We start from the raw sequence: 13,473 nt of genomic DNA, 5'->3' as shown, positions 1-13,473 counted from the left end.
AGTTTAAACATGGCAGCTATTAGCACAAAACAACGAGCAATAATTAAAGGATATCTTGAAGGTTTTATTCAGGGTATTGTAGATGAATACAAAGGTCGGATTATTCACAAATCAACTACAGGAATAGAATACCTATCGCGCAGTTCAATTAATGGAGAATTAAAACCTTTTCAAGCCGCGCTAATTCCAATAGAATTAATACGCATCAATCAATTTGAGCGAGGCTTAAGTACCAGATTAGGAAACTCTCTTGAAGAATGCGCTCGGTTAATTGCCCTTGAACATCATCAGGATGCACGCCGAGGATATGATATCAGAGCGGAAGTTAGTATTGCAGCTTTTGAAGAAGCCCAACGTCAGAAAGAATACTATGAATCTATGGATAAAAAAGGACAAACTAAACCATCTTTTGAGCAGATGATAACAGCAGTGCTAAATGCTAGACGCTCCGATGATTTGGCAACAAAAAGTGTACGTGCTGACCTTTGTATTTTTGCTAATGACGGAATAGAATACTTATTTGAAATTAAAGCTCCTAAGCCGAATAAGGGTCAATGCTTAGAAGTTATCCAGCGTCTGTTGAGGTTTCATTTACTGCGGGGTGTAAAGCGTCCGCAATTGCAAGCTTACTATGCGATGCCTTATAATCCCTATGGTGTAACAAAAGCTGTTTATAAGTGGTCTCAGGCAAGAAATTATTTGCCTTTTGATGAAGCTGTAGTTATTGGAGATGAATTTTGGAATATTGTAGGTGGACCTACTGCTTATGAGGAATTATTGGAAATATATTTAGAAGTGGGACGTGAGAGAAGTAAATATATGATGGATGCTTTAGCTTTTGGGTTTTAAGGAGAGAGAATTTTTATTGAAGTAGATTTAGAAGCGGAAATTCTGTTCGGGCGAGTGCTTGACATTAATGATGTAGTGACTTTCAAAGCACAAACTATTAAAGAAGCTCGCCAATAATTCCAAAACTCGATCGATGATTATCTAGAGTTTTGCAAAGAATTGGGACAGGAACCAGATCAACCCTATAATTAAATTATATCCATGAACGAGGTAAACTATGCCACTAACTGCAACCGAATATAAATACATAGAATTAGATGAGAAGAATGTGCCTATCATCACAGGGACTACGATGAAAGTAGTTGAATTAATGACTTCGGTAAAAGCTTACAGCTTGAGTCATGAAGAATTACTGGAAAGCTATCCTCACCTAACTTTGAGTAAAATTTACTCTGCTTTAGCCTACTACTGGGATCGCAAACAAGAGCTTGATGCAGATATGCAGCGCCGATTTGAGTATGCCGAAAAGTTGCGATTAGAAGCGGGCGAATCTCAAGCGGCTAAAAAACTCCGCGCCCAAGGATTAATTAAATGAGTATAGCTTTGTACATGGATGAGAATGTGCCTGTACCGATTACAAATAAACTGAGACAAAGAGATGTAGATGTTTTGAGAACTCAAGAAGATAACCATCAAAACACGCCAGACCCTATTATACTCGATCGCGCAACCGATCTTCAGCGCGTTGTTTTTACACAAGACGAAGATTTTTTAGCCATAGCTAACAGCCGCCAGCAAGCAGAAGTAAATTTTTCTGGCGTTATCTATGCCCATCAACAGAATGTAACTTTTGGTGATTGCATTCGTGACTTGGAAATTGTTGCTAAGGTTAGCGAACCTGAAGATTTAGTTAACCGCGTTCAGTACCTACCTTTATAACCCAATACGGTTCAGTTAACAGTGTTGATTCCCCGGAGATCCCCCTAAATCCCCCTTAAGAAGGGGGACTTTGAGTAACTTCTTGTTCCCCCCTTTGTAGGGGCGGTGCCCCCGTGCCCGCCCTCTTAGCTAGGGGGGATCGGTCTTATCTGAACCGTATTGCTTTATAACCAACTTCTTATTTGATAGGGGTAGGGCTTGCCTTACCCCTAACACAAAATTACTTCACCCTCGTCACATTTTTTTCAGTTTTCGATCGTTGTGTTGTTCGCGCCAAGCATCAATTATTTCTACAGTACACCCTGCAATCATTGACGCGAATGTACCGACTATTACACTTTGTTGATAGTAAATAGTCACACCACCTGCAAAGCAAATAATTGCCATCTTGACCAGTAAAATTTGGGTAGCAAAAAACTGACGGCGTTGAGAGTTTGGAACTCTGACACCATGAGAACTTTTGAGCTGTCGCATATGTTAGAATCAGTGTGTGTTTTATTCAATGCAGGCACCAGGTTAGTTATCGGTGCCTTTTTTCTAGAATTCTCACCGTTGCTTGTTAGCTATAGCGTCTATCCCAAGAAAACCTATTTTGCTCTGATCATCCATCGTGAAACTAACTTATAGACTTTCAACCAGAGGTAAGAGCGGATTAAACCTAAACCTGTGAATAAGATTATCAAATATACCTTCCACAGTGGAGTGCTATCCTTGATTAACTCATGATAATGCTCTTGCAAATCACCCAGCCACTCTTCCTGAAATTGTATTGGAACGATATTTTCAAGAAAAACAATGAACCGAGCCTTCGCATCTTGTTCTGGTATGGCTGACCATTCTCTGTAAACCTGCGTTGCAAATAGCAAAAGCAGTAAGAAGCAGTAACTAAACAACAGATGGATGCCAAATGGAACTTTGAGAAAAATAACATCAGTCACCAGAATGAAGATACCAGGAAAAAAAATGGAAACTACGGAATTTAGAATCATTTTACTGCCTTTTTCTGGCGCTGTATCTCGACCATCACAAAGATAATGAAAAACTCCATAAGACATCAAAAGAAGTCCCACAAAAAATATGAAAGTGGCAGGAAAAAACAGAAATATGCCAAATAGCGTCTTTGCTAGGGTATGATTAGAGAAAAGGCAGACTATACCCAGCATATCACCAATAATAAAGCTAAAGAAAATTAATGAGATGATACCTATGCTGGCTATTATAAGTTGGTCTTTGCTTAACAACATTTTCTCGTTCATCTTATACCCCTCCCCAAGCTGGTTCCCACCCAGCCAGATCGTTGAGAAATTGCTGTTTTTCAGCTAGAACTTTCTGACCTAACCCTGTAATCCTGTAGTACCTCCGTCGCGCACCTCCTCTTTCTTCCGGCGTCTCATCACCCCAGCGTGCTTCTAAATAGCCTTTCTCCTCTAGCTTGTGGAGGGTTGGGTACAGAGAACCAAAGCCGAGTTTAATTTTCCCGCCACTCGCCTCCTTCACCGCCTCAATAATCTCCAGGCCGTAACGTTCACGGTGAAAGACTGATGTGAGTACAGCTTCTTCTTTTGGGGACAAATCAAAAATGCTATCTTGATTCTTTTTCATACTCTCCTGTCATTTGATGTTCATCTCATACCCAATGGTATATCAAACTATTTGATAGTGTCAAGGGACTTTGAGATCGAGTTACATTAAGCTAGCGTTCGCTTGTTGGATCGCATATGTCACCTACATTTCAGGATTGGAGGCAGATGAGTAGGAATGCGATCGCCCTTTATGCTATTCTATAAGTAGATACGTTTTGTATATACAATTTTCTGCCGTTTGAATATGACTATCTCGCCCAAACGACTTGAAGAATTAGAAAACATTCCAGAATCTGCGATCGATACATCTGATATTTCTGAATTAGATGCGAGTTTCTGGTCACAAGCAAAACAGGTAAAACCACTGACCAAACACGCTATTTCTTTAAGAGTCGATCGCGATGTATTAGATTGGTTTAAAAGTCAAGGAAAAGGTTATCAATCTCTGATGAATGCTGTGCTGCGCTCTTATGTTGAACATCACATAAAGAACAATAATGAAGTACGAAGTAATCATTTACTGGAGTGAGGAAGACCAGGCATTTATTGCCCAACTACCTGAATTGCCGGGATGTGCTGCGGATGGCGAAAATTATCAAGAAGCACTGCAAAATCTAGAGATTATGATGCAGGAGTGGATAGAAACGGCTAACGCAGTGGGTCATCCTATTCCACAACCGAAAGGTCGATCGATGTTTGCGTAGTTGAAATAGAATCACAGGCGATCGCCCTTATCTTCCCAAAGTACGATCGCCCCTCTTTCTTAAACCTCAAACGGGTTAATCAGTGTGAGTTCAGCAATCCACCGAAAATCCCCTATATTTCTTGTCACTAAAGTTCTGCCATATACCAAAGCTGTTGCCGCAATAATAGCATCCCCTAGTGTCATTCTCCTCATCTGTCGCAACAGCACTGCGCGATCGAGTACAGCGTTAGAAATTGGTAAAACCTCCACCACACCAAAGAATTCCTCAAAGTACAATCTATACTCTTCCGTTAGCCGATGATAACCCAGCACTTCAACGTAACTTATTGCTGATACAAATATGTCATGTTCGCCAATAAACTGCCTAATCTGCGGGTTTTCTGGCTGGGAAGCGTAGATAATAATATTACTGTCAAGCAGCATTATTCATCCCTACCTGGAAGTGGACGATCTTGACGCAACTCTCGCTGCCATTCCACCGGATCGTTAATATCAGCAAAGACATTACTTGCTGCAATTTTTTCCAATATTTCAACTATTCTCTGACGGCGAAGCTCAGCACTTAAAGTCGATCGCTCTTCTTGTAAAGTAACGTAAACTTTGACAGGGCGATCGCCCTGTCTTGGAACCTCATTAGCCCATTCTAAAAGGTTTCCCTTCAATATAGCCTCAAATATTTGCTGCATAGCTAATATCCACTATTCTCTATTTTTACCATTATAGCCCTTGGTGACTGACTCGCCCCTCCGTTTTCGCCATAATCTGACTTTGAGGAGTATTCTCGCAGGGCGATCGCCCTTTGTGCTATTCTATAAGTAAAAATTCTGTGCTGCGTTCTTATGTCGAACATCACGTAAAAAATAGTCAATAGATGTGCGATAATCTTATGTATAATTTCAGTCAAAACAAAAATAAAATGAACCCTACTATGTATGCTCAACAACTTGAATTCTTTGAACTATTCAATCCAAATTCTATTAAAACTGCCCGATCGCAATTAACGTTCGTAGACTTATTTGCTGGAATTGGTGGCTTTAGAATTCCTCTGGAAGAATTAGGCTGTAAATGCTTAGGCTATTCAGAAATTGATAAAAAAGCCATTCAAGTTTATCGAGATAATTTTATTAAAGATGCCAACTTAGATGAAGTATATTTAGGAGATATTACCAATCTAAATCAATTGCCTTTTCCGATAGATGTATTAGTGGGTGGTGTTCCCTGTCAGCCTTGGTCGATCGCAGGTAAAATGCAAGGTTTGGACGACCCAAGAGGCCAGTTATGGATAGACGTATTTAGGGTAGTCAAAGCTAATCGTCCCAAAGCTTTTATATTTGAAAATGTCAAAGGCTTGACCGAACCAAGAAATATAGACAGCTTGAAATACATAATTAATAATTTAACATCATCTGGTTATGTTGTCAAATACGAAGTCCTAAATTCCTATGATTTTGGATTACCGCAAGATAGAGATAGAATGTTTATTGTTGGGATTAGGAATGACATAGAAAAATGCTGGGGATTCACATTTCCTAAACCCATCGAGCGCGTTATAAAGCTTTATGATGTGATACCAGGAATTCAGCCTAGCAATTTTCGGAAGCAAAAATTTTCACCAACCGTTTTATTTGATGGCAAAATACCCGGCTCTAGAGGCAGATTTCAAAAGTTAGATGAATTAAATGACTTTTTCTTATTTACTGATATTAGAGATGGACATACTGCAATTCATTCTTGGGATTTAATCGAAACAACTAGCAGGGAAAAATTAATCTGTCAAACGATTATGAAAAATCGTAGAAAAAATATTTATGGAGAAAAGGACGGTAATCCTTTAGAATTTAAAGTGTTAGCAACACTAATTCCTGAGTTACAACAAGCAGAAATAGATAGTTTAGTTGACAAGGAAATTTTGCGAAATGTAGATGAGAAAGGCTATGATTTTGTGAACTCTAAAATTTCTTCAGGGATTAACGGGATTTCTAAAATTTTCTTACCTCATGCGGATGCGATCGCCACTTTGACTGCAACTGGAACTAGAGACTTTGTGGCAACAATCTCGATTCAATGTCAAGAACCATTAGCATATAAGCAAACATTTATTAGGGAAATTTATGAAAAGAAAAACTTCCAACCTTTAACAGCACAGGATTACGCAAAATTGCAAGGATTTCCCGAATGGTTCAAGATTACTGAAAATGAAACTACAGCCAAACATCAATTGGGTAATGCTGTGTCAATTCCTGTGGTTTACCATTTAGCCAAAGCTTTACTAGAACTTATTTTGTTATAATATAGACCAGGCATCTTATCTTCAAAAAATAGGAATTGATAGGATAAATTTTAACAATATTAGAACCTATGGATGGTGATATTCATTTCCCCTAGAATAAATGAAATCGGTATCACCCTTTTCTCCCGCCAAGCCCGCACAAACAAAGCTATTACGAAATGCGATCGCCCTCAAGCCTTACTCGATGCTACAATCGCCAATAAAGGTCGTTTAGCCCGCGATAAAATACCCCTATGACTACCCTCACTCTCAACCTCAACCCCATTATTAAGCTGACAGACGATCAGTTTTTCCAACTGTGTCAGGAGAATGAAAATATTAGATTGGAACGCACAGCCAAAGGAGAATTAATTATCATGTCACCAGCCGGAGGAGAAGCTGGAAGCAGCAATGCAGGATTAACTGCACAGATTTGGATTTGGAATCAGCAACATAAATTGGGAAAAGTGTTTGATTCCTCAACTGGTTTCAAACTTCCTAATGGTGCAAATAGAGCGCCTGATGCTTCTTGGGTAAAATTAGAAACCTGGAATGCACTAACTCCCGAACAACAACAGAAATTTCCCCCGATTTGTCCTGATTTTGTCGTCGAGTTACTTTCTCCCAGCGATAGTTTGAAAGAAACTCAGGATAAGATGAAAGAGTATCGAGATAATGGTGCGATTTTGGGTTGGTTAATTAATCGCAAATCGCGACAAGTTGAAATTTACCGTCCCCATCAAGAAGTTGAAATGCTGGAATATCGAGCCAGTGTATCCGGTGAAGATGTTCTCCCCGGATTTATTTTGAATCTTGAATCTATCTGGTAATGTGCGATCGCACTTGCTCCATCGCCCTATCATTGACCTGTCCGTTTTCTGCTACCATAGGTTAAAGGATACCTTTATTGCTCATTTCGGTTATTACCGATTAATTTTTAGCTATGGCTATTAACCCTTGTAGAATTCAAAACATAGTAAACTCATGAGAATATCTAAGAACGATTTTTTTTTCTACTCCTGCTTGCTGCTTTCCTTGTTTGCTGTAGCAGGATGTACCTCTAGTTCCAAAAAACAAGTTGTCATTTGCTCGAAAGATTTTTCTGAACAAGTCATTCTGGCCGAAATTTTAGCGCGCCGTATCGAAGCTAAAACTGATATTAAGGTAGAACGGGAACTGAATCTGGGAGGTTCCCTTTGTCATCAATCCCTCGCCGCAGGTAAAATTGATTTGTACGTCGAATATACGGGTACTGCTTACACCAATATTCTTAAACAAAAGACAACTTCTGATTCCAAACAAGTCTTTAATTATATCAAACAGGAGTATCCGCAACAGTTTAAAGCAGAATGGATTGAACCCCTGGGATTTAATAATAGTTTTGCGATTATTATGCGGGGAGATGATGCGAAAAAATTTAATTTACAAACTATTTCGCAATTAGGAAAGGTTTCACCGAAACTGCGGGCTGGTTTTGGACCAGAGTTCAAAGAAAGAGAGGATGGATTTCCGGGATTGGCTAAAACTTATGGGATTAAATTTGCGGAAGAACCGAAGGAATTATTATTAGGTTTGTTGGTGCAGGCTTTGCAACAAAAAGAGGTGGATGTGATTGCTGGGAATACTACTGATGGTTTGATTGAAAGTTTCGGTTTGGTGGTGCTCAAAGATGATAAGAATTATTTTCTTTCCTATGAGGCAGTGCCTGTGGTGCGATCGCAAATCTTGACAAAATACCCAGAATTGCGATCGGTCCTCGCAGAATTAGGCGGGAAAATATCAGAAGCAGAGATGCGGAAAATGAATTACCTAGTTGATGGAAAACAGCAGGATGCTGGAGAAGTTGCACAGCAGTTTTTACAGGAAAAATTTGGTAAATCTAATTAAAAAAAACAGGCAATATGCCTGTTCCATAATAGAAACCAACAAATAGCTTAAAAAGCCAGACTCACCCACTAAAAATCCCCCAAAGATTATGTATTAGCGATAAATTTTAAAATGTGTTGGGCGGTAATCTGCGGTTTTTCTAAGTGGGGAACGTGTCCGCAATCGGGTATCCAAATTAGTTCAGAATTGGCGATCGCCTTGGCAAACTTTTCTGCATCCGCAGTCCCCAAAATTCGGTCTTGTTTTCCCCACAAAATCAGGGTTTGCTGCTGAATCTGCGACAATTTTTCCCCAAAACCACAGTAACCACCGCTTTTGGTAAAAGCAATTAAAGCTTGATTCCAATTGGGCATCTCTAGGTGTAGGGCGGCGCAAGTTTGGGCATCGACAGAAGCGAAGGTTTTATCAAAATAAGCATTAAGGCTAATATTTTGGCGAATTTTAGGGTTGCGTAAAAATGAAGTTGCCAAATATCCTAAAGGTGGAATTAAAAATTTGCCATTATTAGAAGTGATGGCAAAACCTGCACTGTCTATTAAGATTAATTGTTTGACAAGTTGAGGATGATTGAGCGTGAAATCAATGGCTGCTGCACCTCCCATTGAGGCACCAATTAAGATGACGGGCTGCGAAATTAGAGTTTTCCAAAAATAGTAGAGATGAGTACCGATCGCCTTTGCACTAAAAGGCAAACCAGCCAATCTTTCCGTAAAGCCAAAACCTAGTAAATCCACCGCCCAAGTTTCATTTTTTTCGGCTAGCAGCGGCAACAGACGGCGGTATTCAAACACCGAACTGTCGAAGCCGTGAATTAGCAAAATCGGTGTGTTTCCAGTACCTTGCTTGACGTAGGTGGTGGCAATTGGCTGCGGGCTGAGGGGGGTTGTAATGACTGTTTGTTGAATGTTTTGGGCTAAAGCTATGGATGTGGATTCTGTAAGCTGGGCGATGGATGTTGGCAGGAAATTTGCTGGCATAATTCTCGATCGATGGTTAATCTGTACGGGGGAGCGGGTTAAGTATATATGCTCGATCGCTATTGTAAGGCGATCGGCGATCGGGCCATGAAAATTCGATCGCCATGGAGAATTATTTTTCCCAGCCTACTAAAAATAGCGGCTGAGGATGCTTGTTTAAGTTAATTTATTTGAGAATAATTGCTAATAAACTATTTTTCATATAACATGATGAACAGCAGAAATGGTCGCATACACAGGATTTTACCCCAGAGCAGCATCTAACCCAAGACAGATTTAAGCTCTCAAGGCCCCAAGAATCAGCCCAAATTCCGTCTCTGGGCGAGTTCAGTGTCCGAAATCTCTAACTGTAAGGGAAATCTCAAAATGCGTAATATTGCGATGCTTCAAGTATATTGAGAATCTATGTCAAGTTCTTAGTGCCATGAAGCCCAACAACTTGCTGCTAAAACCAATATCACAAAGGCAATGAAACAAAACACAGAAGACTACAGCCAACAAAAGCAAGAGTCAAACCCCAGGCCATTCCAGGGTTTCACCTTTTACAGCGAGACACCAGAAGTCTCTGGAAGCGAAGAGTGCAGTAAAGAAACTCAGCCTGGGGTACCCGAAGGTAAATCATTCCCCCTAGCAATGGCTAGCGTCGGCGAGAAACTGCGGATTGTCAAACTCAAGGGCTCAGAAGGCACTGTGCGCCGTCTGATTGGCATGGGATTGGTCCCCGCTATCGAAGTTCAAATCGTCAGCAATTCTGGTGGTTCTGTGATTGTGGCAATTGGTGACAACCGCATCGGTTTGGGGGCTGGTATGGCACAGAAAATTATGTGTAGGAATTCTGGGTAGCTCTAAAAAAATTGTATCTACAGCAATCCTATTTGATTTGTGACTAATATTTTTTTTATTAACCGCAGAGGGCGCAGAGGGCGCAGAGGAAGAGTAAAGAGAGTTGTTCGCACATTTTGAAAGGGTTGCTAGATTCAGGAGTTTAATTTGTTCACATTTAGACTGTATTACAACAATTGATGAACGATAAAAAACAATTAGGGGATTTGGCTGTTGGTGCTATCGGCCGCGTCATTGGCTACGAGAAAACAGCCAGAGGTTATAAGGGTAAATTGTTAGCAATGGGGCTGACACCGGGGACTGAATTTACTATCACTAGGCACGCACCTTTAGGAGACCCCGTAGAAATTCTGGTGCGCGGTTTCAAACTCAGTTTACGCAAAGATGAAGCCAAAAGTCTATTTGTAGAAGAAGTGAAATCATGAGTAAGCAAATTATTGGATTGGTAGGCAATCCTAACTGTGGCAAAACTACTTTGTTTAATGCCTTGACTGGTGCTAACCAGCGAGTAGGTAATTGGCCTGGAGTAACAGTGGAACGGAAAGAGGGAAAATATACTGATGATGGTTTAGCTATTACCATTGTTGATTTGCCTGGAGTTTATTCTCTGGATGCCGAAGATGGAGATACCGGACTCGATGAATTGGTGGCGCGAGATTATTTGCTATCTGGTGAAGCGGATGTCATTATTAATATTGTTGATGCTTCTAACTTAGAGCGAAATTTGTATCTGACTACCCAAATCTTGGAGATGCGCGTACCGACAATTTTGGCGCTGAATATGATGGATGTTGCCAAGGAACGGGATGTCAGAATTAATGTTAGCAAACTTGCTGAACGTCTTGGCTGTACGGTTGTGCCGATGAGTGCTGCTTCCAATCAGGGCGTTCCTTTATTGCGGGATGCCATTAATCGGGCCCTGGCTAAGCCGATCGTACCATCTGCCTATGTCGCTTATCCGGCTGCGATCGAAGATGCGATCGCCCAACTCATACCACACATCGAAAAATACAGTCCCAATCGCACTGTAGATGCCCGCTGGACAGCCCTGAAACTGTTAGAATACCAGGATGAAGTCGCCCCGGAACTCGCCAATACAGACCTCGAAAAAATAGTAGTTCCGCACCGTCGCCGAGTCCATGAAACCCTAGATGATGACCTCGATATTATCATCGCCGACAGCCGCTATACCTTCATCCGCAACTTAACCCAAGGTGTCGCTGAATGTTCTAGGGAAGTCAAAACCAGCGTTTCCGACCAAATAGACCAAATTGTTCTCAACCGTTTCCTAGGAATTCCGGTATTCTTAGCGGTAATGTACCTGATGTTTACGATTTCTATTAATGTCGGTGGCGTGTTTATCGATTTTTTTGATATCTTTTTTGGCACGATTTTTGTAGATGGTTTCGGTGAATTATTAGCCAGCATTAGTACGCCCGGATGGTTAATTGGGCTCCTAGCAAAAGGTGCTGGCGGTGGTGTTCAAACCACATCTACATTTATCCCTCAAATTGGGATGATGTTTTTGTGTTTGTCAGTTTTAGAAGACTCCGGCTACATGGCGCGGGCCGCTTTTGTGATGGACAGATTAATGCGATTTGTCGGACTTCCCGGTAAATCCTTTGTACCGATGATGGTAGGTTTCGGCTGCAACATTCCCGGAATTATGGCGACGCGGACTTTGGAAAATAAGCGCGATCGCACCATGACGATTATGATGAATCCATTCATGTCTTGTAGCGCCCGATTAGCAGTTTACGCCCTATTTTGTGGCGCATTCTTCCAAGTCGGCGGTCAAAATATGGTATTGGGACTTTACCTAATCGGAATTTTAGCAGCAGTTTTCACCGGACTCATTTTAAAAAATACCCTTTTGCAAGGAGAAGCGGCGCCCTTTGTGATGGAACTGCCGCCCTATCACATTCCCAAACTCAAAGGAGTGCTACTGCGTACTTGGGATAGACTCAAAGCGTTTATCAGAAAAGCCGGAATTGCGATCGTGATCATGGTGATTATACTAGGATTCATGAACTCCGTCGGCACCGATGGTTCCTTCGGCAAAGAAAACAGCAAAGACTCAATTTTGAGCGCCGTCGGCCGCACAGTCACACCTGTATTTACCCCCATGGGAATCAGCCAAGAAAACTGGCCAGCCACCGTCGGTTTACTAACAGGAGTATTTGCCAAAGAAGTAATGGTTGGAACCTTAGATTCCCTATACACCCAACTAGCAGACGAACAAAAATCAGCAGCAGGCTCCGCACCTGAGAAAGAAGAAGAATTTAGCTTTTGGGGAAACATCGGCAAAGCATTTGTCAGTATTCCAGATAATTTCGCAAAACTCCCCGGTCAACTTTTCGATCCCCTCGGCTTAAGTTCAGCCAATATTACAGATCAAAAACAAGCAGAAGAAGCGCAAGGCATCTCTGGTAGCACCTACGGACAAATGTCCCAGCGGTTCGGTTCTAATGCAGCCGCTTTTGCCTATTTGCTGTTTGTATTGCTATACTTTCCCTGCGTCTCCGCCACCGCTGCACTTTACCGCGAAACTAACTTAGGTTGGACAATATTCGCGGGTTCTTGGACTACTGGCATCGCCTATTTCACAGCAGTTGGCTACTATCAACTCGCCACATTTTCACAGCATCCACAATCGTCTCTTGCTTGGATTGTCGGACTAACAATAGCTATGGGTGTGACTATTACGGGATTAAAAATGGCTGGAGACAAACTACCAAAACGGCGCGAAGCAATTAGTAGTTAATTGTTATTAATTTTGGGTTATTGGTTATTAGCAGCTAACCAATAACCGATAATATCAAATCCGTTGACATCGGAATTACTATTTCTCTCTTCTCTTTCTCTGTGTGCTCTGTGTTCTCTGTGGTTTAATCATTCCGATACAACCAGAATTGATATAACCGCTAACCCATAACTGCGTTTAACTGTCAACCAAACCAGAAAAACCATGATTTTAAGCGAACTGCAAAAATTTATTGCTGACAACAAAAGAGCCTCCATTGCGGATCTAAAAATTCACTTCCGCATGGATGGTGACGCTTTGCGCGGAATGCTAAATCGCCTAATTCGTAAAGGGCGAATCAGAAAAATGGAACAAGCCAAAAAGTGCGGCGGGTGTGGTAGTTGCGCCGATGATGCAACCGAGATTTATGTATGGGTAAACTCTGGTGAGTCGGTGTCAGAAAAAGAGCCTGTTTCTGCAACTTGCCATTAAGTGATAAGTAAGCTCACCTCAAAAACAGAATACTAATCAAACCCGGAGATCCCCCCTAACCCCCCTGGTGGGAGGGGGGGACAAGATTCCGATCAAAGTCCCCCTTCTTAAGGGGGATGCGAGGGGGATCTAGACTCGAATAAAAGCGACATTTATTATGGGCTTCAGTCTTAGTTGTTAGCAATGGGCTTACTAGACAACTTTAGTGAAATTAGTATATGATTTTATTAAACATCTGAATATCT

The 13,473-nt window shown here is 41.3% G+C and carries 20 protein-coding genes; 14 read left to right on the top strand and 6 right to left on the bottom strand.

What is annotated here, in order from left to right; all coding sequences use genetic code 11:
* Positions 1–9 precede the first annotated feature (9 nt).
* The 4 genes from AAFP14_RS20550 to AAFP14_RS20540 all read left to right on the top strand — a co-directional run bounded on the left by AAFP14_RS20550 (position 10) and on the right by AAFP14_RS20540 (position 1,728).
* Entirely contained in the window at positions 10–849 is an 840-nt protein-coding gene (locus AAFP14_RS20550) for a TdeIII family type II restriction endonuclease (RefSeq protein WP_341734064.1), read from the top strand.
* Positions 850–978: 129 nt separating this feature from the next.
* Positions 979–1,041, top strand: a complete 63-nt coding sequence (locus AAFP14_RS26735; protein WP_472851073.1) for a toxin-antitoxin system HicB family antitoxin — start codon at positions 979–981, stop codon at positions 1,039–1,041.
* 25 nt (positions 1,042–1,066) lie between these two features.
* Positions 1,067–1,384, top strand: a complete 318-nt coding sequence (locus tag AAFP14_RS20545) for a DUF433 domain-containing protein (protein WP_341734063.1) — start codon at positions 1,067–1,069, stop codon at positions 1,382–1,384.
* Positions 1,381–1,728: a DUF5615 family PIN-like protein gene (locus AAFP14_RS20540; RefSeq protein ID WP_341734062.1), complete on the top strand. Its 348-nt coding sequence runs from the start codon at positions 1,381–1,383 to the stop codon at positions 1,726–1,728. The genes AAFP14_RS20545 and AAFP14_RS20540 overlap by 4 nt, the downstream gene beginning before the upstream one ends.
* Before the next feature lie 234 nt (positions 1,729–1,962).
* On the opposite strand, the gene AAFP14_RS20535 is transcribed toward AAFP14_RS20540, so the two are convergent.
* The 3 genes from AAFP14_RS20535 to AAFP14_RS20525 all read right to left on the bottom strand — a co-directional run bounded on the left by AAFP14_RS20535 (position 1,963) and on the right by AAFP14_RS20525 (position 3,330).
* Positions 1,963–2,202, bottom strand: coding sequence for a hypothetical protein (locus AAFP14_RS20535; RefSeq protein ID WP_341734061.1), 240 nt, complete (start codon positions 2,200–2,202; stop codon positions 1,963–1,965).
* 113 nt (positions 2,203–2,315) lie between these two features.
* Entirely contained in the window at positions 2,316–2,984 is a 669-nt protein-coding gene (locus tag AAFP14_RS20530) for a hypothetical protein (protein WP_341734060.1), read from the bottom strand.
* Between the two features lies 1 nt (position 2,985).
* The gene (locus AAFP14_RS20525; protein WP_341734059.1) at positions 2,986–3,330 is read right to left on the bottom strand and encodes a PadR family transcriptional regulator; all 345 of its coding nucleotides are present in this window, start codon (positions 3,328–3,330) and stop codon (positions 2,986–2,988) included.
* 225 nt (positions 3,331–3,555) lie between these two features.
* On the opposite strand from AAFP14_RS20525, the gene AAFP14_RS20520 reads away from it, so the two are divergent.
* Together AAFP14_RS20520 and AAFP14_RS20515 are read left to right on the top strand one after the other, a co-directional pair.
* Entirely contained in the window at positions 3,556–3,840 is a 285-nt protein-coding gene (locus tag AAFP14_RS20520; RefSeq protein ID WP_341734058.1) for a BrnA antitoxin family protein, read from the top strand.
* Positions 3,809–4,015, top strand: coding sequence for a type II toxin-antitoxin system HicB family antitoxin (locus AAFP14_RS20515; RefSeq protein WP_341734057.1), 207 nt, complete (start codon positions 3,809–3,811; stop codon positions 4,013–4,015). Before AAFP14_RS20520 ends, AAFP14_RS20515 begins: the two co-directional genes overlap by 32 nt.
* 59 nt (positions 4,016–4,074) lie before the next feature.
* On the opposite strand, the gene AAFP14_RS20510 is transcribed toward AAFP14_RS20515, so the two are convergent.
* Both AAFP14_RS20510 and AAFP14_RS20505 read right to left on the bottom strand, forming a co-directional pair.
* Positions 4,075–4,440 carry a type II toxin-antitoxin system VapC family toxin gene (locus tag AAFP14_RS20510; protein ID WP_341734056.1) on the bottom strand — a complete coding sequence of 122 codons (366 nt, stop codon included), beginning with the start codon at positions 4,438–4,440 and terminating at the stop codon, positions 4,075–4,077.
* The gene (locus AAFP14_RS20505; RefSeq protein WP_341734055.1) at positions 4,440–4,703 is read right to left on the bottom strand and encodes a hypothetical protein; all 264 of its coding nucleotides are present in this window, start codon (positions 4,701–4,703) and stop codon (positions 4,440–4,442) included. The genes AAFP14_RS20510 and AAFP14_RS20505 overlap by 1 nt, the downstream gene beginning before the upstream one ends.
* Positions 4,704–4,933: 230 nt before the next feature.
* On the opposite strand from AAFP14_RS20505, the gene AAFP14_RS20500 reads away from it, so the two are divergent.
* The 4 genes from AAFP14_RS20500 (at position 4,934) to AAFP14_RS20485 (ending at position 8,173) form a co-directional block, all read left to right on the top strand.
* The gene (locus tag AAFP14_RS20500; RefSeq protein WP_341734054.1) at positions 4,934–6,307 is read left to right on the top strand and encodes a DNA cytosine methyltransferase; all 1,374 of its coding nucleotides are present in this window, start codon (positions 4,934–4,936) and stop codon (positions 6,305–6,307) included.
* Positions 6,308–6,379: 72 nt separating this feature from the next.
* Positions 6,380–6,544, top strand: a complete 165-nt coding sequence (locus AAFP14_RS20495) for a hypothetical protein (RefSeq protein WP_341734053.1) — start codon at positions 6,380–6,382, stop codon at positions 6,542–6,544.
* Entirely contained in the window at positions 6,541–7,116 is a 576-nt protein-coding gene (locus AAFP14_RS20490; protein ID WP_341734052.1) for a Uma2 family endonuclease, read from the top strand. Before AAFP14_RS20495 ends, AAFP14_RS20490 begins: the two co-directional genes overlap by 4 nt.
* Positions 7,117–7,270: 154 nt before the next feature.
* A complete protein-coding gene (locus AAFP14_RS20485; RefSeq protein WP_341734051.1) occupies positions 7,271–8,173 on the top strand; it encodes a glycine betaine ABC transporter substrate-binding protein in 903 nt (300 codons plus the stop codon).
* A gap of 86 nt (positions 8,174–8,259) precedes the next feature.
* Here the strand turns inward: AAFP14_RS20485 and AAFP14_RS20480 are convergent, their stop codons facing one another.
* A complete protein-coding gene (locus AAFP14_RS20480) occupies positions 8,260–9,150 on the bottom strand; it encodes an alpha/beta fold hydrolase (protein WP_341734050.1) in 891 nt (296 codons plus the stop codon).
* A gap of 468 nt (positions 9,151–9,618) precedes the next feature.
* On the opposite strand from AAFP14_RS20480, the gene AAFP14_RS20475 reads away from it, so the two are divergent.
* The 4 genes from AAFP14_RS20475 to AAFP14_RS20460 all read left to right on the top strand — a co-directional run bounded on the left by AAFP14_RS20475 (position 9,619) and on the right by AAFP14_RS20460 (position 13,228).
* A complete protein-coding gene (locus AAFP14_RS20475; RefSeq protein WP_341734049.1) occupies positions 9,619–9,993 on the top strand; it encodes a FeoA family protein in 375 nt (124 codons plus the stop codon).
* A gap of 179 nt (positions 9,994–10,172) precedes the next feature.
* Entirely contained in the window at positions 10,173–10,418 is a 246-nt protein-coding gene (locus tag AAFP14_RS20470; RefSeq protein WP_341734048.1) for a FeoA family protein, read from the top strand.
* A complete protein-coding gene (gene feoB / locus AAFP14_RS20465) occupies positions 10,415–12,757 on the top strand; it encodes a Fe(2+) transporter permease subunit FeoB (RefSeq protein ID WP_341734047.1) in 2,343 nt (780 codons plus the stop codon). Before AAFP14_RS20470 ends, feoB begins: the two co-directional genes overlap by 4 nt.
* A gap of 204 nt (positions 12,758–12,961) precedes the next feature.
* Complete coding sequence (locus AAFP14_RS20460; protein ID WP_341734046.1) at positions 12,962–13,228, top strand: FeoC-like transcriptional regulator; 267 nt, start codon at positions 12,962–12,964, stop codon at positions 13,226–13,228.
* Positions 13,229–13,473: the final 245 nt, after the last annotated feature.

Origin of the sequence: Microcoleus sp. EPA2 (assembly GCA_020882975.1) — a bacterium.
In the GTDB taxonomy this organism is placed as follows: domain Bacteria; phylum Cyanobacteriota; class Cyanobacteriia; order Cyanobacteriales; family Microcoleaceae; genus Microcoleus.
This window is presented reverse-complemented; position numbering and strand designations above follow the sequence as displayed.